Origin of the sequence: Chroococcidiopsis sp. SAG 2025, assembly GCF_032860985.1 — a bacterium.
Lineage (GTDB): Bacteria > Cyanobacteriota > Cyanobacteriia > Cyanobacteriales > Chroococcidiopsidaceae > Chroococcidiopsis.
Map to the genome: position 1 here is coordinate 2527670 of NZ_JAOCNC010000001.1, position 19073 is coordinate 2546742.

19 protein-coding genes are annotated in these 19073 nt (G+C 45.9%); 9 read left to right on the forward strand and 10 right to left on the reverse strand.

The window, feature by feature from the left end:
- Positions 1 to 43: 43 nt before the first annotated feature.
- A complete protein-coding gene (locus tag N4J56_RS12255; protein ID WP_317106699.1) occupies positions 44 to 460 on the reverse strand; it encodes a hypothetical protein in 417 nt (138 codons plus the stop codon).
- 342 nt (positions 461 to 802) lie between these two features.
- On the opposite strand from N4J56_RS12255, the gene N4J56_RS12260 reads away from it, so the two are divergent.
- The 4 genes from N4J56_RS12260 (at position 803) to N4J56_RS12275 (ending at position 4246) form a co-directional block, all read left to right on the forward strand.
- Positions 803 to 1873 carry a glycosyltransferase family 4 protein gene (locus tag N4J56_RS12260; RefSeq protein WP_317106700.1) on the forward strand — a complete coding sequence of 357 codons (1071 nt, stop codon included), beginning with the start codon at positions 803 to 805 and terminating at the stop codon, positions 1871 to 1873.
- Positions 1874 to 1906: 33 nt separating this feature from the next.
- Positions 1907 to 2095 (forward strand): hypothetical protein, encoded by a 189-nt coding sequence (locus N4J56_RS12265; protein ID WP_317106701.1) that lies wholly within the window; start codon positions 1907 to 1909, stop codon positions 2093 to 2095.
- Between the two features lie 184 nt (positions 2096 to 2279).
- Positions 2280 to 3308 (forward strand): zinc-dependent alcohol dehydrogenase, encoded by a 1029-nt coding sequence (locus N4J56_RS12270; RefSeq protein ID WP_317106702.1) that lies wholly within the window; start codon positions 2280 to 2282, stop codon positions 3306 to 3308.
- A gap of 140 nt (positions 3309 to 3448) precedes the next feature.
- Positions 3449 to 4246, forward strand: a complete 798-nt coding sequence (locus N4J56_RS12275) for a hypothetical protein (RefSeq protein ID WP_410500485.1) — start codon at positions 3449 to 3451, stop codon at positions 4244 to 4246.
- A 122-nt stretch (positions 4247 to 4368) separates the two neighbouring features.
- Here N4J56_RS12275 and N4J56_RS12280 read toward each other — a convergent pair whose 3' ends face one another.
- The 4 genes from N4J56_RS12280 to N4J56_RS12295 all read right to left on the reverse strand — a co-directional run bounded on the left by N4J56_RS12280 (position 4369) and on the right by N4J56_RS12295 (position 7024).
- Positions 4369 to 4905, reverse strand: a complete 537-nt coding sequence (locus N4J56_RS12280; RefSeq protein WP_015154884.1) for a Dps family protein — start codon at positions 4903 to 4905, stop codon at positions 4369 to 4371.
- Between the two features lie 262 nt (positions 4906 to 5167).
- Complete coding sequence (locus N4J56_RS12285) at positions 5168 to 5878, reverse strand: helix-turn-helix domain-containing protein (protein ID WP_317106704.1); 711 nt, start codon at positions 5876 to 5878, stop codon at positions 5168 to 5170.
- A 153-nt stretch (positions 5879 to 6031) separates the two neighbouring features.
- Positions 6032 to 6598, reverse strand: coding sequence for a DNA starvation/stationary phase protection protein Dps (gene dps, locus N4J56_RS12290; protein WP_317106705.1), 567 nt, complete (start codon positions 6596 to 6598; stop codon positions 6032 to 6034).
- A gap of 162 nt (positions 6599 to 6760) precedes the next feature.
- A complete protein-coding gene (locus N4J56_RS12295; protein WP_317106706.1) occupies positions 6761 to 7024 on the reverse strand; it encodes a sulfiredoxin in 264 nt (87 codons plus the stop codon).
- A 157-nt stretch (positions 7025 to 7181) separates the two neighbouring features.
- Here N4J56_RS12295 and N4J56_RS12300 point away from each other — a divergent pair, with 157 nt between their 5' ends.
- Positions 7182 to 8945 carry a SpoIID/LytB domain-containing protein gene (locus tag N4J56_RS12300; RefSeq protein WP_317106707.1) on the forward strand — a complete coding sequence of 588 codons (1764 nt, stop codon included), beginning with the start codon at positions 7182 to 7184 and terminating at the stop codon, positions 8943 to 8945.
- A 29-nt stretch (positions 8946 to 8974) separates the two neighbouring features.
- Here N4J56_RS12300 and N4J56_RS12305 read toward each other — a convergent pair whose 3' ends face one another.
- Positions 8975 to 9274 (reverse strand): ferredoxin, encoded by a 300-nt coding sequence (locus N4J56_RS12305; RefSeq protein WP_015154889.1) that lies wholly within the window; start codon positions 9272 to 9274, stop codon positions 8975 to 8977.
- 152 nt (positions 9275 to 9426) lie between these two features.
- Positions 9427 to 9570, reverse strand: a complete 144-nt coding sequence (locus N4J56_RS12310; protein ID WP_317106708.1) for a hypothetical protein — start codon at positions 9568 to 9570, stop codon at positions 9427 to 9429.
- A gap of 415 nt (positions 9571 to 9985) precedes the next feature.
- On the opposite strand from N4J56_RS12310, the gene N4J56_RS12315 reads away from it, so the two are divergent.
- The 4 genes from N4J56_RS12315 (at position 9986) to N4J56_RS12330 (ending at position 15842) form a co-directional block, all read left to right on the forward strand.
- Positions 9986 to 10849 (forward strand): Tab2/Atab2 family RNA-binding protein, encoded by an 864-nt coding sequence (locus N4J56_RS12315; RefSeq protein WP_317106709.1) that lies wholly within the window; start codon positions 9986 to 9988, stop codon positions 10847 to 10849.
- Between the two features lie 178 nt (positions 10850 to 11027).
- On the forward strand, positions 11028 to 12335 hold the full coding sequence (locus tag N4J56_RS12320) for a TldD/PmbA family protein (protein WP_317106710.1): 1308 nt from the start codon (positions 11028 to 11030) through the stop codon (positions 12333 to 12335).
- Positions 12336 to 12435: 100 nt separating this feature from the next.
- A complete protein-coding gene (locus N4J56_RS12325) occupies positions 12436 to 13023 on the forward strand; it encodes a GDSL-type esterase/lipase family protein (RefSeq protein WP_317106711.1) in 588 nt (195 codons plus the stop codon).
- A 167-nt stretch (positions 13024 to 13190) separates the two neighbouring features.
- Positions 13191 to 15842, forward strand: a complete 2652-nt coding sequence (locus tag N4J56_RS12330; protein ID WP_317106712.1) for a chloride channel protein — start codon at positions 13191 to 13193, stop codon at positions 15840 to 15842.
- Between the two features lie 202 nt (positions 15843 to 16044).
- Here N4J56_RS12330 and N4J56_RS12335 read toward each other — a convergent pair whose 3' ends face one another.
- The 3 genes from N4J56_RS12335 to lpdA form a co-directional block, all read right to left on the reverse strand.
- Positions 16045 to 16302 carry a DUF5340 domain-containing protein gene (locus N4J56_RS12335; protein ID WP_317106713.1) on the reverse strand — a complete coding sequence of 86 codons (258 nt, stop codon included), beginning with the start codon at positions 16300 to 16302 and terminating at the stop codon, positions 16045 to 16047.
- Positions 16303 to 16558: 256 nt separating this feature from the next.
- Positions 16559 to 17440 carry an indole-3-glycerol phosphate synthase TrpC gene (trpC, locus tag N4J56_RS12340; protein ID WP_317106714.1) on the reverse strand — a complete coding sequence of 294 codons (882 nt, stop codon included), beginning with the start codon at positions 17438 to 17440 and terminating at the stop codon, positions 16559 to 16561.
- 156 nt (positions 17441 to 17596) lie between these two features.
- Positions 17597 to 19027, reverse strand: coding sequence for a dihydrolipoyl dehydrogenase (gene lpdA / locus N4J56_RS12345; protein WP_317106715.1), 1431 nt, complete (start codon positions 19025 to 19027; stop codon positions 17597 to 17599).
- Positions 19028 to 19073: the final 46 nt, after the last annotated feature.

Sequence of the window (19073 nt, forward strand, 5' to 3'; positions counted from 1 at the left end):
CGCTTTGTAGAGACATTACATGTAACGTCTCTACAAAGCGTTCTTACCAATCACTCCTTTGCGGCGCGGGACGACTGGGTTTTTTTTCTGGTAAGACAACACTCACATCTCTAGCCGGACAGCCAACCGCTACAGCTAAGTTGATTTTTTGATTGGCAGCTTCGTTATCTACAAAAATATATGCCAAGTCAACATTCGCGCCGTTGACTCTCACTTCCCAGAAATCTTGACTGCCTGTGGTTGCAGCTGCTAAATCTTGGATCGCGATTTGGTTGGGAATGCGATCGCCACAAGGTTCGCATAACTGATATATATTTTGACCGACTTGCAATCTAGAAACTGCCGCTAAAGCTTGTTCTTTACTAACGTAAGCGCATTGATCTGCCCATGCTTCGGTAGCAAATCCCAAACAAAAGCACAAAGATACAAAAATTGGATGCGATCGCAACTTTTTTCTCACTGTCTTGCTCTAAATAGAGGTAGCTTATTTTAACTATTGCCGGGGATTTTTAGAGCGAATTTGGTGTGAAATTACGATTTCCTCTCTACCCACAATTGCTGTGAGGTAGACATACAGATGATCCCGTGGATAGATGGCTCTATACGTTAGTAAGACTTAAATTAGAATCCTAGACTTGTAGTGAACTTTACCAAAAAACAAGCCCAGTTTGGTTGTTCGCATTCCGTTTTTCATGGTATGTAAAAATTAACCATGCATAAGCATTAATACTTGCGCTAGCTGGAAAATTCATCATTCCATACCACTTTTTTCTATCTTACTACTCAGCGATCGCAATTAACTATGAAAATTGCTCAAGTTGCGCCTTTGTGGGAGAGAGTACCACCCCTTACCTATGGGGGTACAGAATTAGTTGTGAGTCAATTGACTGACGAATTAGTCCGTCGCGGTCATGAGGTAACATTATTTGCTTCTGGCGACTCTCAAACTTTGGCTTGCTTAGAAGCAGTATGTCCTCGTGCTATCCGTTTAGATCCAGAAATCAAAGACTATACAGTCTATGAAATGTTGGAAATTAGTCAAGTTTATGAAAGAGCGGCAGAATTCGATCTGATCCACTCTCACATAGGCTTGGCAGTGTTGGCAATTGCTTCCCGAGTCAAAACACCAACTATCCACACGCTACACGGTAACTTTACGCCAGAAAATAGCAAACTCTTTCAGCTACATCATCAACAACCATATATCAGTATTAGCAATGCCCAAAGGCAATTAGATCTCAATTATTTGCGAACTGTATATAACGGGATTGATGTCGAAAAGTATTCTTTCTTTGCTCAACCTCAGCAACCGCCTTATCTTGCTTTTTTAGGGCGAATGTCACCAGAAAAAGGACCGCACCACGCGATCGCAGTTGCCAAGCAGACAGGTTTACCGCTGAAAATTGCAGGCAAAATTGATGCTAGCGATCGCTCCTTTTTTGAACGAGAAATTGCGCCACAAATTGATGGTAAGCAAATTGAATATATTGGAGAAGTCAATCGCGCTCAAAAAATCGAATTACTTGGCAATGCATCTGTAACTCTATTTCCGATTACCTGGGACGAACCATTTGGCTTAGTCATGGTAGAGTCGATGGCAACAGGCACGCCAGTCATCGGTCTGAATAGAGGTTCTGTACCAGAGGTCATTTCTCCTGGGAAGTCTGGATTTATTTGTAACACCATTGCAGAAATGGTTGCTGCCGTACCTCAAGCTTTAGAACTCAACCGTCAGACTTGCCGAGAATATGTAGAGCAGCACTTTGGGATTGCGCAAATGGTCGATGGCTACGAAGCAGCTTATCAAGAATTACTCACTAACCGCATTGCTCAAAATGGGCGCATTCTCTCTCAGAATCTCGCTCTTTCATAAATATTTTTCTTTTTAATACGGAGATAACCAAGTATGAATAGGAAAACTCTAGCTTGTCCATGTTGCGATAATGCTGTACTGCGACACATTCGACATGGGAAAGTTTACTGGTTTTGCACTCACTGTCGGCAAGAAATCCCCATTTTGGGGATCGAACGAACTCCTGTAGAGGCTAGCATTTCTGAGGCGATCGCGCTCGGTCAACCTTCGGTCAAAGCATAAAAAGCCTGGGCAATTTCTAATCGCCGCTAGACAAACCAAGTCTGCCGGCGCGGACTGAAGGCAAGTATCAACCTTAACCCGCGCCGGCGGGTTTTGTACGCGGATAATGTGTAGTCGCGACTTACAGTCTGCCAGATGTAATTGACCTGCTACAATCAACCGCAGAAGTTACAAACAAGAAAAAATGCTAGCTGCGGTGCTATACGGTCGAGAAGACTTGCGTTTAGAACAAGTCAGCGAACCTAACCCAGAAACGGGAGAGGTAATATTAGAAGTCACAGCAGCAACAACCTGTGGTACAGACCTCAAGGTATGGCGACGGGGCGGACATGCCAAAATGCTCAAACCGCCAACCCTATTCGGACATGAGGCAGCTGGACGAATTGTTGAGGTGGGTGCAGAGGTCAAGAATTGGCAAGTGGGCGATCGCGTCGTTGCGAATAATTCTGCTCCATGCATGAAGTGCTTTTTTTGTCAACGACGAGAGTATTCCCTGTGTCTCAACTTAACTTGGAACAACGGTACATTTGCGCAATACCTGAAAATTCCTGCCCCAATTGTCGAACATAATCTTTTAGCAATCCCCTCTACCTTAACGGATGAATTAGCAGCGCTGACAGAACCTCTGGCTTGCGTGCTGCACGGAGTCGCTAGGTCGAACGTAAAAGTCGGCGATCGCGTTGTCGTCTTGGGCGATGGGGCAATTGGGTTGATGTTTGTTGCCGTATTAGCCCAGCAATCGGTACAGGTAATGTTATTTGGCGGACGCGATCGCCGATTGCAAATCGGGGAAAAATTCGGTGCAGCCCAAACTTACAACTACCGTCAACTCACAGATGTTCCCGCCGTAGTCAAAGCACAGACAGATGGATGGGGCGCAGATGTCGTTATAGAAGCTGCCGGAATCCCCAGCGTTTGGGAAACTGCGATCGCCTGCGCTAGACCTGGGGCGACAGTCAATCTTTTCGGGGGTTGTCCCAGAGATACCACAATTACCGTAGACACAGAACAACTGCACTACAGCGAACTTACACTTAAAGGCGTATTTCACAACACACCAAAATACGTTCGCGCCGCCTTAGCCTTACTCGCCAGTCGAGAAATTCCCTTCGAGTTACTCATTAGCGATCGCCGTCCGCTACAAGACCTAGAACAAGTATTTCACGATATGCAGCAACGGCAAGTTATCAAAGTTGCCATTTATCCTAAGTGAGTCTTGAGCGGCTAGTGGCTGGTGGAACCAGTGGCTTGACTCCTTTCTAGCCACTAGCCACGAGTCACTAGTCATTGATAACTGATAACTGATTTTGGGCATCCTAAGAAATAGGAATCAAGTTCTTGCGATCGCCTAAAATGTCACTCCCACTGCTTTTCGCTCAAGCATCAGTTAAGCCAAAATCTATAAAAACTCAAACTGTATCGCCTCCACCTGCTGAGTTTCCCGTTCTTTGGGCATCTGCTTCTGGCGGACTTTTCATCTTACTAGTCGGTCTCGCTGTCATTGGCAAGCTAAAATTTCAACAGCTAGAAAAAAAAGTGAGAATTGAGCAATTCCGCGTCCAAGAGACACAAAAACAATTGAAGCTGGCTTTGGAAACCATTCGGAGAATTGAGGAAAACCCAGATTTAATTAATTCTCGCGAACTCAATCTTGACTATCTAAGAATGCGAATGGCGGAAGAGGTGTTCCATTTTGCCATCATTAGTCAAATTAAAGCCAAGATCAAGGATAACATCTCTCAAGCTTTGCGTCCTGCTAATAACAATGCAGGAGTTGTAGGAATTGCTGGTAGTAGTGGGGGAAAGCAAGTTGATGAGATTGTTGAAGTGGAATATGAAACTGGAGCAACAATTCAAAAAAATAAATGCGTTTTATTTCGCGTCCAGATTCGCCTAGCTAAATTACCAATTCAAACGACTTCCGCCACAGTTAAAGATATTATTGATTGTATTGAAACTTATCTCAGTCCAGCCGAAGACCACGACAGTTGGCAACCAACAATTCAAGGAAGATTGGTATATATCCACTGGGATCAAAAAGCAAAACCAACACCTTTACTATTAATGGAGCAATCTAACGAAGGAGTTAACGTAAGTTTCCGCACCCAGCGATCGACCAAGAGTAAAGATTTATTCACCCATCGAGTCTAAAAATTGTAGGCTGGGCAACGCCCACCTTATTTGTATCGCTACGAATTCAATTTGCCCTCACAAAAAAGGCAACAGAGTATATCTGTTGCCTTTTTTTACTGACAAACTATGGCTAAATCCAACTAACGCATAGCAGGAACTTTATCTAATTCTGACTTCTTACCATCTGCTTGCAGTGCTTCACCTTCGATGAAGGAACGTAGCATCCAAGCCATTTCTTCGTGACCTTCCATCAAACCAGTCAAGAAGTCAGCCGTACCTTCGTCATGAAACTCTTCAGAACACTTGTCAATATGTTCGCGCAGGTTACGAATGATTAGCTCGTGATCGTCTACCAACTGAGCTACCATTTCAGTTGCTAGGGGTACATTATCAGCTTGCTCTTGGATAGAAGCGTACTCTACAAAGCCTTTTGCTGTACCTACAGGAAATCCACCTAAAGCACGAACTCGCTCAGCGACAGAATCAATGGTTTCGGTTAAGGTTTGATATTGTTCTTCCCATAATTCATGCAGAGAACGAAACTGGGGACCAACAACATCCCAATGGAATTTTTTAGTTTTGATCAATAGCAAGTAGGAATTCGCTAGATCTTTGTTCAACAATTCGATTACGCCTGTGCGTTGTTCTTCAGATAAACCAATGTTTAGCTTACGCATAATTTTTTGTTGTCTGCTCTCTTACTCCTCTTCTAGTGCAACAAATTAACCCCAGTCTGGGCATCAGCCATAGGGGAGATTATGTAATCGTCCTTCTGGTAAGGCTTTGAGCTAATAACTAGGGAGCAGGGAGTAGGGAGCAGGGAGCAGGGAAAGAAATGTGGTTTCTGACTTGTGACTTGTGACTTGAATTGTCTCCTTACCTCCCTTGTCTCCCTTGTCTCCCTTGTCCCCTCACTCCTCACTCCTCACTCCTCACTCCTCACATTGGGCTGACCTTGGCTCGATAGAGCAGCTTATCGCCTTGACGATAGCCTGTATAGCGCACGATGACTGTTTCACCTGGCTGGGCGCTGCCCGATAATAGTTGATGGAGTTGGGGATCGTATTCTACTTCAGCCCCAACAGGCGCGATCGCTTCCACATCCCATTGTTGCAATAACTGCTCGATTGGTTTTACCAATGGTAACAGTTTGACTGCTGCTAGCTCGGGATTTTCCTTAGCTTTTTGGGCGGCTGTGGGCCATTGCAGCAACCACGATTCGATCGCCTGTAAACTGGCTAGTTGAAATTCTTTTCTAAGTTCCTGTTTTTGTTTGGCTAATTCTGCTTGCAAGCGTTCGTATTCTCTTTTTAATTCGGTAATTGGTGGTGAATTCTCAGTGGGTACTATTTTGACATTAGGGGCGATCGCCGAGTAAGTGGCAATTAGCTCCCACAATGATACCCCTAACGCTTGACCGAGCTTGAGTAAAACATCTACCCGCATTTGCTCGATCTCTCCCCGTCGCAGCTTGCGAATTTGTTTTTCCGATACTCCTGCTTGTTGGGAAAGTGCCTTATAACTGGAAACACCCACCCGCTGCATCATTTGCTGCAACGAATGGGTGTAATCTTGACTTGATAGGAGTTGGTGGTGAATCAATGTTGAGTGATGAGTTAGCGATCGGCTATATGCGATTATGCCACTCACAACTCCTGTACGGACGGGTTTGATTGCAGAATTATTGACTCTGGTACAAGGCTCTTCCAACTCCCGTACGGGCGGAATTAATTACAGAATTATTGACTCTAGTACAGGGATCTCCAAAAAACCCGCCCCAACAAAAAAAACCGCCCCAACAGCTTATTTAACGGCAACTGGTTGTTTTATAGCAGCTCCATCTTGTTCTGTGAGCCGTCCAGTTGGTTGCAAATGTGCTTCTAGGAACCACAACCGCATATCGATAGTACGGGAGACTTCTACGTACATATCGTTGGTGTCTGCGTCGTTGACTTCCCCAGTTTTATCGATCGCTTCTCGTAGGTGCTTGCCATAGATTGCTAAGCGGTCTGCTAAAGCTGCAACGTGATCCTCACCACTGTTGATGTCGTAAGGATACTCTGGCAATATCGAAAACTGGGCAGCAGCGCGAGTTGTTCCTACTGCATAGCCACCAAGAGCTGTAATCCTTTCGGCGAACAGGTCGATATATCCTTCAACCTCAGTAGCAATTTCGTCAAATAATTCGTGCAGTTGAAAGAAATCTGTCCCCTTCACGTTCCAGTGTGCCTGCTTCACCTGAGTTTTCAAATCGGTGGTAGCAGCCAGGGTTTGGTTAAGTAGCTCTACCACTTGCAAGCGAGTGTCGGTAGGAAGATCGATGCGAGTGGGGTATAAGCGACGTTGATGTTGTTGATAATTGGTACTCATATGCCTCTACTCAGTGGTTTACTCGATTTTCTTAGCTTAGAGCGATATTGCTCTAGGAAGGTACTTCACAATTCAATTTTTAATTTCTATTTCAGAAGCCAGAAGAATTCACAGTTAGAAATCGACTGCACTGCTCTCTGCTCCCTACTCCCTGTTCCCTTACTAAGCCATGTGCATCTTCAGAACTGCACGGGGAGCCTTGCGCACTCTGGCGAGGATTGTTTCTTTCCCCAAACGCTGACAAGCTTCATAGCGATGGCAGCCAGAGAAACCGTAGTATTGTCCTTCCACTTCCAGTACGTCAATTGGCTCTTGCTGTCCGATCTCTTGAATTGATTCCATTAGTGCTTTAACCTTCTGCGGGTCGTTCTCCCGTGGTAAAGGTCGCCGAATCTGATTCAAGGGAATCTCTTGTACTTTTGTCATATCTATCGCTTTGCATCACCTCTTTCTAAATCATACTCGTTATGACTTTACTATGCAACATATGTTTGTACTTTCTCTGCAACTCAACTAAAGAGAGATAAATTGATGGAGAAATGAGGTTAGACACATCAAAAATTGCGCTTACACATTTATATCTATGGAAAGAAATATTTTTAAGTCAAAACTCAAAACTCAAAACTCAAAAATTAGGAGTCAGGAGTCAGGAGTCAGGAGCCAGGAGCCAGGAGCCAGAAGTAATTCTTCTCCCTCAGCCTCCTCAGCTCCCCCAGCTCCTCCAACTCCCCTAGCCTCCTCAGCTCTCTTCTGCGGCGTACTGACGATCGCCTGCTGGATGGGATTGGCTAGTGCAACTTTGGCGGCACGGGGTGAAGAGACACAACTCAAAGTTGGCGTGGTGCAGCGCTTTGGGGATGAACTGACAGATGAATTGACGCTGCAAGCAATACCAGGCGATCGCCTCCAGCTCAAATTTAGCAGCCCAACTCAAACTCAAAATAAAACTCAAAATAAAACGGTGCGACCGCAGGAAACTCAGCTCAGCGCTAACAATGTCAAATTAGTAGTGCAGATGCAAACCTTAATGACACCCGTATTGCAAGAGCGGGTAGTTCTCAGCACTCATCGTAGCTTTGAGACCGCGGAAGACGCGGCAAAGCAATGGCGTGCTTTAGGGATTGAGACAGAAATTGCTCAGCCGGAACAATGGCAAGTGTGGGCAAAACGCCAAGTTTACAACACGCCGTTTTTGCGGCGAATGTTGCTCAGTAGCGTCCAACTTCAAGGGAAGAAAACTGCACATTTAGATAGCCGAATTTTGCAGCAAGTGCCAATCGTCAGCTGGGAAGTCAACGGCAATCGTTATAGTAGCGATCGCCTGGAAGTGAGTGCAAATAAAAATTTAATCCGAGTTCGCCAAGGCAAAGAAGATAAATATGGAATTCCCTTTGCCGGAAAACTGCAACTACAACCGAATGCCTACGGGACTTATACCTTAGTCAACGATGTACCTCTTGAAACATATTTACGGGGAGTTGTACCCCACGAAATCGGCAGAAATGTATCTTATGCGGCGATCGAAGCGCAAACTATTATTGCTCGAACCTATGCCTTACGGAATTTGCGCCGTTTTGCGATCGATGGGTACGAACTGAGCGCCGATACCCATTGTCAAGTTTATGTGGGCTTAAAAGATACCGATCCCAATGCAGACCGAGCAATTTTAGCAACTAGAAATAAGGTGCTAACTTATAAAAACGAGTTAGTTGACGCACTCTATTCTTCTACAACAGGTGGAGTAACGGCTGTTTTTAGCGATGTTTGGAATGGCTCGGACAAACCTTATCTAAAATCTTTGGTAGATTCTGCTTACAGCATTTGGGATTTATCACGTCAGAGCCTTGCTGACGAAAATAACTTTCAACGTTTTATCAACATGCAACGGGGATTTAACGAAGCGGGAACGCGGCTGTTTCGCTGGCGTAGAGAAAGTAGTATCGAACAGCTTACCCAAGACTTACAGAAATTTTTAACCAAGAATCGGAGTTCGCTAGCTAACTTCAGCCGTATTCAACAAATACAATTGGCGCAGCGATCGCCTGGAGGTAGAATTATCAAACTCGCCGTCCAAACCGATCGCGGTAATATTTTTCTAGAAAAAGATGAAATTCGCAGTGCTTTTTCTGCACCGAGAAGCACTCTATTTTATTTAGAACCCTTACACGACCAAACCAAAGGAGAAAATGCCCTCCAAGGCTATGCTTTTGTTGGTGGTGGCTTAGGACATGGAGTTGGTCTTAGCCAAACAGGTGCAAGTGGTTTGGCTAAACAGGGGTGGAAGAGCGATCGCATCCTCAACTTTTACTATCCTGGGACGCAAATTAGGGAGTGGAGAATAGAGTAAGGGCAAGGCATTGCCTTGCCCTTACAAACTTAGTAAAGTTCTTCTTCTTTGTGTGTTTCAATCGTACAGTCAGAAGTAGGATACGCTACGCAGGTTAGTACGTAGCCGCCTTCGATCTGATCGTCATCCAAGAAAGATTGGTCGGACTGGTCTACAGTTCCAGAGACCATTTTGCCCGCACAGGTAGAGCAAGCACCAGCACGACAGGAATATGGTAGATCTAATCCAGCTTCTTCAGCTGCGTCCAGAATATAGGTATCGTCATCCACATCAATCGTGGTGTTTAGCCCTTCTGCCTCGTTGATTAATGTGACTTTGTAAGTTGCCATTTAGTTGTCCTCTTTATAGACGGCAGGATAAAATAAGGTATACCTGTCCTCTCAACGAGTCGCCCTCCAAATTGGCGATCGCGGGAGGAAGATCGCAGCTCTTTAGTCTGAGCGTGGGCGGACAGAAAGTCGAGACGAAACGCCTCCTTCTATCACTCTTCAGCAACCATGCGTTGGTCGCTCCCATACCCTAAGAGATAGCGTTCGCGACCTGAAATTTGGCACGACCGCACCTGCTCCTCACCAAGGCAAGGAACTCGTTGAATATCCCAAAATCTAGCTTTGGGATGCGTCAAACAGTACGGGTTGCTGCTAAACAGCTTTGCCGCGTTTATTCGATCACATCTCTGATACTACGAGAAAAATTCTCGCTTGTAACGCCGATCCAAGCCTGATTAGTAAAGGAATTTAGTTGTTGCAAACTAATAAGTAATGCTTATAAATAAAAGACGACTCATTCCTAAAATATATAAAGCACTCTTATAGTTCATATTTTTTAATAATCAATCCTGTATCAGTTAACAGGGAGCAAGGAGTAGGGAGTAGGAAGTAGGGGAAAGAGAGCAGAGGGGCTTTAGGTGTATAGGGGCAGAGGAGAAATTACTAATAACTGGTCGCTGATAACTGACTCACCACTCACTACTGACTAATAAGTGTCAGAAAACGTGTATGTTGATGTTAGGTGAAGTAAAGAAATCGTAATGATAGTTCATGGGTAGCATTTGGGAGATAGATTTCTACTCCCGTCCAATCTTGGATGAGAACCAAAAGAAAGTTTGGGAGGTTGTGGTGTGCGAGAGTCCTTTGGATACGCGCACCGATCCCACTCGCCTGTTTCGGTATGCCCAGTATTGTCCCAGCACCCAAGTGAATTCTGCTTGGTTGCGGACGGCATTACAAGAGGCAATGGCAAAAGCTGGAACTGCACCTACGAAGTTTCGCTTTTTCCGTCGCCAGATGAATAATATGATTACCAAAGCTTGTAAAGATTTGGGCATTCCAGCGCAACCAAGTCGCCGCACTCTGGCGCTACTGCAATTGCTAAAAGAACGGATGGATGAAGTTTATCCGCAAGAGCCGGGATATCAACCTACACCAAATCCATCTGTCAAGATGGAATCATCTCCACCACAGCGCTTACCAGATGCGCTAACCGGACAGCAGTGGGCGTTTGTGAATCTGGAAGCAACGGCTTTGGCTGATATGCATGAGTGGGAAATTGCTTTTGGAGAGGCATTTCCTTTACAGATGGTGGGTTTATCACCAGAAGCGATAATTCCAGGGCTGTTGATTTTCTCAGAAAGAGCCTTACCGCTAGCGGGATGGATGTCTGGACTCGAATTAGCTTTTATCAGGGTGGAAACTACTCCAGTAGCACGATTGCTGCTAGAAACTGGTGCTAGCGAGAGTTGGATTTTGGCTAATCTCAAGAATCCACAAACTGTAGCAGAAGCTCAAGCTTTTGTCAGCGCTAAGCAACAAGCTAATGGCGTACATTTTATTGCCGTACAGCCCAACCCACAAACCGAGTCGTTTGCTGGTTTTTGGCTATTACAAGAAGTCTCTACACCTTAATTGAGGGGCTAGGAGCGATCGTGAGAGCTGCTTTTGAGCTGGGGAAGCGCAGGGTCACTGGGGGAGAAAAAACACTCACTACTCACTGCTCGCTACTCACTGCTCCCTGCTACGCGACTTTACTGGCGAGGTGTCCTCGCGTCCTCCGCCCGCTTCCTGCTCCCTACTCCCTAGAATTATGAATTACGAATTACAAAAAGATAACTTAGCAGAACGACTGTTGGAGCTAGCTGCTAAATGTGGGGCAGAGGCAGCGGAAGTGTATCAGGCGCGATCGCAATCTCGACCTGTTTTTTTTGAAGCTAACCGCCTCAAGCAGCTAGAAAGCGCCCAGACAGAGGGGACGGCTTTGCGCTTGTGGCGCGATGGTCGTCCAGGGCTAGCAGTTGCTTACGGTTCTGTAGCACCTGAGGCGCTAGTCGGTTCAGCCCTTGCTCTCAGCGAACTCAACGAACCCGAACCGATCGAGCTTGGCACTCACTCCCCGACAATTTATCCTAATGTAGGACAACCGATCGCAGTCGAACAGCTGATTGATTGGGGAAAAGAGGCGATCGCCCAAATCCGCGATGCTTTTCCTGAAGTCATGGTGAGTGCTGAGTGGGATTGTGAAATGGAGACAACCCGCTTGGTCAATTCCCTGGGGCTAGATTGCCACTACACCGATACGACACTCAGTTGTTACTTATCAGCAGAGTGGGTACGAGGTGAAGATTTTTTAAGCGTATCTGACGGACAAACTCAGCGCGATCGCCTCCAACCAGAAGAAGTAGTCCGACAAATCTTACAACGGCTGGCTTGGGCAAAGGCAAATGTTGCGCCCTCCACAGGGCGTATTCCAGTTTTATTTACCTCCAAGGCGGCTGATATGTTATGGGGAACGGTACAAGCGGCTTTGAATGGTAAGCGAGTCCTAGAAAAAGCTTCCCCTTGGGCAGAACGCCTCGGTCAGTCCGTGATGGCAAAAGCTTTGACGATATATCAAGACCCAGAAGCAGGACCATTTAGCTGTCCGTTTGACGATGAAGGGACTCCTACCCAACACCGCGTGTTCGTTCAAAATGGAATTCTACAAAATTTTTATTGCGATCGCACGACAGGCAGACAATTGGGTACTGCCACCACCGGAAACGGTTTTCGCCCAGGCTTAGGTAGCTATCCTACACCTGGGTTATTTAATTTATTAATAGAACCTGGTACGAAATCTTTATCAGATTTGATTAACTTATTAGACGACGGACTGATTGTAGATCAAATGTTAGGTGGTGGCGGTAGTATTTCGGGTGATTTTTCAATCAATATCGATCTCGGCTATCGAGTCAAAAACGGTCGAGCAATCGGTCGCGTCAAGGACACAATGGTTGCAGGCAACATCTACAGCGCCCTCAAACAGCTAGTTGCCCTCGGCAGCGATGCCGATTGGAACGGTTCGTGCTATACTCCATCGCTAATTTTGGAAGGATTGTCAGTGACGGGAAGGGGTTGACAGGGAGCAGGGAGCAGGGACGAGCAGGGAGCAGGGACGAGCAGGGAGTAGTGACCAGATCGGCTAATATTCACAAATGAGAAATGACAAATGACCGCTTATGCGTATCTGTTTTATTGGCGACTCTTTTGTCAATGGTACGGGAGATCCTGAGTGTCTTGGTTGGACGGGAAGAATTTGTGTTGCTGCCCAGAAACAGGGATATGACGTTACTTATTACAATTTAGGAGTTAGAAGAGAAACTAGTGCTGATATTAAAGCGCGGTGGTTGCAGGAAGTGTCCTGCCGCTTAAGTAAAGAATACGATGGTAGAATCGTGTTTTCTTTTGGAACAAATGACACGACTGTAGAAACTGATAAAACTCGGATAGAATTTGTTGAATCTATAGAAAATGCACGCCAAATTTTACAGGTAGCTAAACAAAGATTTCCGGTCTTGATGGTAGGAGCGCCTCCCATGCTGGATGCGAAACAAAATTTTAGAACTACTTGTTTGTTGAAACAATTTGAGCAAATTTGCTTGAAAAAAGATATTCCTTATTTAGATATTTTCACACCTCTGCAAAAATCGCAGCTTTGGTTACAAGAAGTAGCAGAGTATGACGGCGCTCATCCCCGTGCTGCTGGTTATCAAGAAATTGCTAAATTAGTTCAAAATTGGTCGGGATGGCAGTCTTGGTTTACTTGATGGATTGCCGATCGCGAAACTATTTAAAAAACATTCAAAGATTTTGTCTCAATTTATGACAAATTGTGGCATCCTGTAGCAAATGATGTGTCGTTAATAGATGGTGTGCATTGCTCACCCTACAGTTACATTTTTCTTAACCTTCCGCCTCTAGACCCTAACTCCTAATGTCTGCTCTCCGCCAATACTTGCGCCACTGGATGCGTCCCCGTCGTACCAGCGCGATCGCCGAAGCCTGTTTAATTGGTTTAGTCGCCGCTTGGTCTGCGGTATTGCTGAAAACTGGTTCTGGCTGGTTGGGGGCAATGCGAGTCTATCACTCAAATCTTTTACCAGCCTGGATCTTGCTGCCGTCGGTCGGTCTAGCTTTTGGGTATTTGTCGGGCTTACTGGTGGAACGGTTAGCCCCAGAAGCAAGCGGTAGCGGTATTCCTCACGTTAAGGCAGTGCTTGCCAACGCTGCGACAGATATATCATGGCGGACTGCTGGTGTCAAGTTACTAGCTTCAACATTAGCAATCGGTTCTGGGTTGCCTATAGGCAGACAAGGACCAACCGTGCATATAGGTGCAGCCTTAGCCGCCCAATTTAGCCGTTGGGTTCCCACATCTCCCGACCACCGCCGCCAGATGATTGCCGCAGGTGCAGGTGCGGGATTAGCTGCTGCTTTTAATGCCCCCATAACGGGGGTTTTGTTTGTGGTTGAAGAATTACTTCACGATTTGTCGAGTTTGACTTTAGGGACGGCGATCCTCGCCTCGTTTATCGGTGCGGTCGTGTCGCGGATTTTAGGTGGTCGCAGCCTGGACTTGAGTTTGGTATTGACTGCTCACTCAACCTCATTCTCATTAATCGAACTACCATTTTTCTTGCTTTTGGGTATCCTGGCAGGGTTGCTAGGTTCTCTCTTTCATCGTGGCATTATTGCGAGTTTAAAATTTTATCGCCAGTTACACGTTAGCTTATCTTTACGGATTGCCTTAGCTGGGTCAATTTCCGGCATGGCGATCGCCCTTTTACCCCCTACCTTCCGCGATAACAGTGGTTTAAGGGAATTTCTGATTACTGGAGATGCCAGTTTAGAATTAGCCGCGATCGCCTTTGTCGCTCAATTTATCCTCACTTTAGTCGCTTTTGGTTCGGGAGCGCCAGGAGGATTATTCGCCCCGAGTTTGATTATCGGATCGGCTTTGGGTTATATGGTCGGTCTGACCGAGTTTCATATTTTAGGTATTGGTTCCCCTGCTACCTACGCTTTAGCAGGGATGGGAGCATTTTTTAGCGTCGTGTCTAAAGTTCCGATCACGGCGATCGCGATCGTGTTTGAGATGACGACTGACTTTAACTTAGTCTTGCCGTTAATGATCGGTTCGGTAACGGCGTATCTCATCGCCGAACGATTAGCGCCTGGATCGCTCTATAACAAAATTTTGCAACTAAAAGGAATTAATTTAGAATCAGCAGTCACTCCCAAGGGCATTCTCGCTGAGTTGACAGCAGAAGACGTGATGCAACGACGGGTAGAAACTTTAGGGGCGCAAATGACGCTGGATGAGGCAGTGCAGGCGTTTTCTCGCTCCCACCATCGCGGCTTTCCCGTAGTCGATAATAGTAAGTTAGTTGGAATTATCACCCAAACCGATTTAGCCAAAATTCGCGATCGCCCCTTACCCGGGGATACTCCAATTAGCGAGGTGATGACTCCCCAACCCGTCACTGTCAGTCCTCACGCGACTCTCGCCCATGTCTTGTATTTGCTCGATCGTTACCAACTCAGCCGCTTACCCGTGGTAGAAAATCGGCGAATGGTGGGAATTATTACCCGTGCCGATATTATCCGTGTTGAAGCTGACAAACTCAGCGGCGAGACAGAACAGACGGGACCGCAGCCAGAACCGTCTTACATCGTCTATCAAACGCGATCGCCCAGCACCGGACGCGGCAGAATTTTAGTGCCGATCGCTAACCCCCAAACAGCGGAATCACTATTACAAATGGCAGCGGCAATTGCCCGCGATCGCGATTACGAATTAGAGTGCATTCAAGTTATCCTCGTCTCTCGCCGCAGTTCCCCCGCTGAAACTTCCGTGCGGACGGGGAAAAGTCGCAAGTTACTCCGTCAAGCTGAGGTGATAGCGAAAAAGCAAAAAATCCCCGTTCATACCCAAATTCGGGTAGCTCACGACACTGCTCAAGCAATATTAGAGACAATTAAAGAACAGCACATCGATATTTTGTTGATGGGATGGAAAGGTAACACCATCACCCCTGGGCGAATTTTTGGCAATGTTGTAGATACTTTGATTCGCCAAGCACCCTGCGATGTCGTATTAGTGAAATTACCGGAAGATAGGCAAGAGGCAAGAGGTGAAAAGCAAGAGGCTTTTTCCCAACTCCCTTCCCCGACTCCCTCCTTTAACCGTTGGCTAGTCCCAATGGCAGGTGGTCCCAACGCAAAAGCAGCGATTAAATTATTACCTCCGTTAGCTTCTCTGGGAGAAGAACCAGAGATTCAACTGTGTCAGGTGTTTGAATCTAGAGAGGCAAAACCCGATGTGAGCGTACTGCAACAAGCAATTCGTTATTTAGTTAAATACCGACAATTATCAGGCAAAGTCACCGCAGTACCAGTTGTATCAAGTTCTGTTGCAGATGGTTTAATTAATTTGGTTAAGACTGAAGATTTTGATGTTGTGGTTTTGGGTGCCAGTCGAGAAGGGATGTTGCAAAATGCGATTAAAGGTAATATTCCCGCTCAGATTGCTAATCGTGTAGATAGTACGGTGATTTTGGTACGCGGTGAGATTGATGGTAAGTGAGTGATATGGGATTTATCTAGTGGAAAGAAACTACATTACCTCCCAAAAGATGGAGTACATTTTCTAGTTATCAGCGCTAATAATCAAACGATCGCCTATAATAAATTTCGCGGCGGATATGGTGGTTATTTTGTTAAAGTTTGGCAAGCGCTTTAGAAGTTTTGAGCTGACTTTTATGAAGTAGAATTCTAAATCAGTAAAATTATGAAACTGTAGAATGCTCTGTAGCAGCTAGTTCGGATTCGTTTTGATTTAAAGACCAACGAAATTCATAATTTACATGAGCTTGCTGACAACTAGCTTCCAGTTGCTTTTGTTGAGCCGCAGCTTTGCGTAAAGAAATAATCAATTGTTGCACTTGCTCTGATAAAAGAGGATCTTGCCTAACAATAGGTAATGTTTGTTGCTCTAATAACTGCAATACAGCTTCGTAGTGAATTGGAGAAGGGAGGGGAATCATAAGTTAACTTGTAAGTCGTAAGTCGTAAGTCGTAATTGGGAAGAGCAAGGAAAGGAAAAGTTCTTCTCTTACTTGCCTTATCTTTCCCATTTTCTCCTCACTAATCAAAAGTCAAAAGTTAAAAGTTAAAAGTCAAAACTGAGGAGTCAGAATTTATGACCGATCGCTCACTACACCCCACAACGCCAGTCGCCTCAACGGGGGACACCCCCGCACGGCGCTGGCTCCCCCACACCCCACACCCTTTCTGCGCTACTCACTCTATTAAAGAAGCGATCGCGTTTCCTGGTTCTGGTTGCTTGACTAAAGATTCGCCAACTAGCACTGCTGCTGCACCTGCTTGAGTGACGACAGCCACATCGGCTGGCGCGTGAATTCCCGACTCGCTCACAACTAAAATATCCCGTTGTTGTAATTGTGACTGACGCGCGGTTAATAGTTGACTGGTTGTTTGCAAATCGACAGAAAAGTTTTCCAGATTGCGATTGTTAATCCCTACCAAAGTCACGCCATCCAAAGCCAAAACGCGATCGAGTTCTTCTAGAGTATGGACTTCGATTAAAGCGGCTAACTTCAAAGCTTTAGCAATTTTGATGAAATATTGTAAATCGCGATCGCTCAGAATTGCCGCAATCAACAACACCGCATCAGCACCCCGTAACCGTGCTAGATACATCTGGTAAGGATAGATAATAAAATCCTTACACAACAGTGGTAAATCCACCGCAGCGCGAATCTGTTCTAAATAATCGAAACTGCCTTGAAAGAACTTGCTATCTGTGAGTACCGAAATACAACTCGCGCCACCTGCTTGATAAGAAAGCGCGATCGCGACTGGATCGAAATCTTCTCGCAATACACCTTTACTAGGAGAAGCTTTTTTCACCTCAGCAATCACAGATGGAGAAGTCTTACCTTGACGTAAAGCAGCGACGAAATCGCGGGTAGCAGGTAATGAAAGAGCTTGCTTTTGTAACTCTACTAACGGTAGTTTCTCCCGCATTCGATCGACTTCAATCTCTTTGTGCCACACAATTTCTTCTAAAATATGCTGTGGCTTTGCACCAGGTACTGATACCTGATAGCTCAAATAACTAATGTCAATAGACGGATTTGGCGGACGACGGCGGATTTGCATTAGTAGGGATTAGGGAGTAGGGAGTAGGGAGTAGGGAGTCGTAGGGGCGGGTTTTGACCAAAAATTTCTAGTTTTGGTTATGAATCTATCTGCTAAACCCGCCCGTATAAGAGTCGCGTTTGCGCGGAAGTCGGAAGTATTTCACGCACCACGTAATTAAGCATGAACTGCCCGTTTGTACGCTTCATCCAAAACTTCGGAAAGGGTAGGATGGGCGTGAACGAGGAAAGCGAGAGAATGGACGGATTGACGATTGGCGATCGCAGCTGAGGCTTCATGAATTAAGTCAGAAGCGTGGGAACCGATGATGTGGACTCCCAAGACTTCCCCCGTATCTTGACGGTAGACGACTTTGGCAATTCCGTCTGCATCGCCGTCTGCTAGCGCCTTGGAGTTGCCTTTAAAGTATGTTTTGGCGGTTTTGATGGTAAATCCTTCTGCTTCTCCTAATTCCTTTGCTGCGGTTTCTGTCATCCCGACGTAGCTAATTTCGGGGTGGGTAAAGGCAGCGGCGGGAATGCTGCGATAATCGATTTGACGCTGGCGATCGCAAATATTTTCGACTGCGACAATTCCTTGAGCGGATGCTGCATGAGCTAACATCATTTTCCCTGTCGCGTCTCCAATCGCCCACAAGTGAGGTACGGGTTCGCCGCCAGATAATACAGCCATGCTGTCATTGACGGGAATATAACCACGGCGATCGAGTTCTGCACCTACAGATTCTAGACCTAAATCTTTAGTAGCGGGAATGCGTCCGGTGGCAACTAAGCAGCCGTCTACTTCCAGCGTATCGACATATTCTTTCGTTTTAAAATTCGCCAGTTCGATGACAACTGGGGAACCAGGGATAACTTTCTTGGCGTAAATGCCTACATAAGTTTCAATGTCGCGGGGAGTAATTAAAACTCGTTCGGCAATTTTAGCAATATCGCGATCGAACCCTGGCATTAATTGGTCTAGGGCTTCAATCATGGTAATTTCGCAGCCTAAAGCCGAGTAAACATCGGAGAATTCTAAGCCGATGTAGCCGCTACCAATAATTGCTACCCACTGAGGTAAGGATTCTAACTTAACGGCTTGGTCGCTGGTAAATACAGTTTTGCCATCAATTTCAATTCCTGGGGGAACAAAAGGCACGGAACCAGGAGCGAGGATAATATCTTTAGCAGTAATCGTTTTGTCGCCGCTATCGCTAGTCACCGTAACTTTTTGCTGTCCGGCGACTTTTCCCCATCCGCGAATCGTATCAACTCCTACACGTTTGAGGCTATTTGTCAAGTCACCTTGCAGCTTGCTAACCAAATTTAACGCATGATTGGCGATCGCCTGACGGTCAAATCCAACGTTCTCTACCTGAATACCTAGTGCTTTTAAATGATGTGCGTCGCGCAATTCCCGCACTCGTCCCGATGCTGCCAACAGTGCTTTAGAGGGAATGCAACCGCGATTGACACAGGTTCCGCCCATGTCAGCTGCTTCAATAATGGCTGTCTTTAAGCCACAGCTGACGGCATGTAAGGCAGCTCCATGTCCGCCTACCCCAGCGCCAATAATGACTAAATCGTAATCGAATCCCTGACTCACTGAAGTCTCCTCGTGCTTGTTGCTTTTCTTATTCTCTGATTGAGAT

Excerpts from the sequence above, each read along its gene's own strand:
- N4J56_RS12260 (WP_317106700.1), top strand. The coding sequence starts at position 803 with ATGAAAATTGCTCAAGTTGCGCCTTTGTGGGAGAGAGTACCACCCCTT.
- N4J56_RS12265 (WP_317106701.1), top strand. The coding sequence starts at position 1,907 with ATGAATAGGAAAACTCTAGCTTGTCCATGTTGCGATAATGCTGTACTG.
- N4J56_RS12270 (WP_317106702.1), top strand. The coding sequence starts at position 2,280 with ATGCTAGCTGCGGTGCTATACGGTCGAGAAGACTTGCGTTTAGAACAA.
- N4J56_RS12275 (WP_410500485.1), top strand. The coding sequence starts at position 3,449 with ATGTCACTCCCACTGCTTTTCGCTCAAGCATCAGTTAAGCCAAAATCT.
- N4J56_RS12280 (WP_015154884.1), bottom strand. The coding sequence starts at position 4,905 with ATGCGTAAGCTAAACATTGGTTTATCTGAAGAACAACGCACAGGCGTA.
- dps (WP_317106705.1), bottom strand. The coding sequence starts at position 6,598 with ATGAGTACCAATTATCAACAACATCAACGTCGCTTATACCCCACTCGC.
- N4J56_RS12295 (WP_317106706.1), bottom strand. The coding sequence starts at position 7,024 with ATGACAAAAGTACAAGAGATTCCCTTGAATCAGATTCGGCGACCTTTA.
- N4J56_RS12300 (WP_317106707.1), top strand. The coding sequence starts at position 7,182 with ATGGAAAGAAATATTTTTAAGTCAAAACTCAAAACTCAAAACTCAAAA.
- N4J56_RS12305 (WP_015154889.1), bottom strand. The coding sequence starts at position 9,274 with ATGGCAACTTACAAAGTCACATTAATCAACGAGGCAGAAGGGCTAAAC.
- N4J56_RS12315 (WP_317106709.1), top strand. The coding sequence starts at position 9,986 with ATGGGTAGCATTTGGGAGATAGATTTCTACTCCCGTCCAATCTTGGAT.
- N4J56_RS12320 (WP_317106710.1), top strand. The coding sequence starts at position 11,028 with ATGAATTACGAATTACAAAAAGATAACTTAGCAGAACGACTGTTGGAG.
- N4J56_RS12325 (WP_317106711.1), top strand. The coding sequence starts at position 12,436 with ATGCGTATCTGTTTTATTGGCGACTCTTTTGTCAATGGTACGGGAGAT.
- N4J56_RS12330 (WP_317106712.1), top strand. The coding sequence starts at position 13,191 with ATGTCTGCTCTCCGCCAATACTTGCGCCACTGGATGCGTCCCCGTCGT.
- N4J56_RS12335 (WP_317106713.1), bottom strand. The coding sequence starts at position 16,302 with ATGATTCCCCTCCCTTCTCCAATTCACTACGAAGCTGTATTGCAGTTA.
- trpC (WP_317106714.1), bottom strand. The coding sequence starts at position 17,440 with ATGCAAATCCGCCGTCGTCCGCCAAATCCGTCTATTGACATTAGTTAT.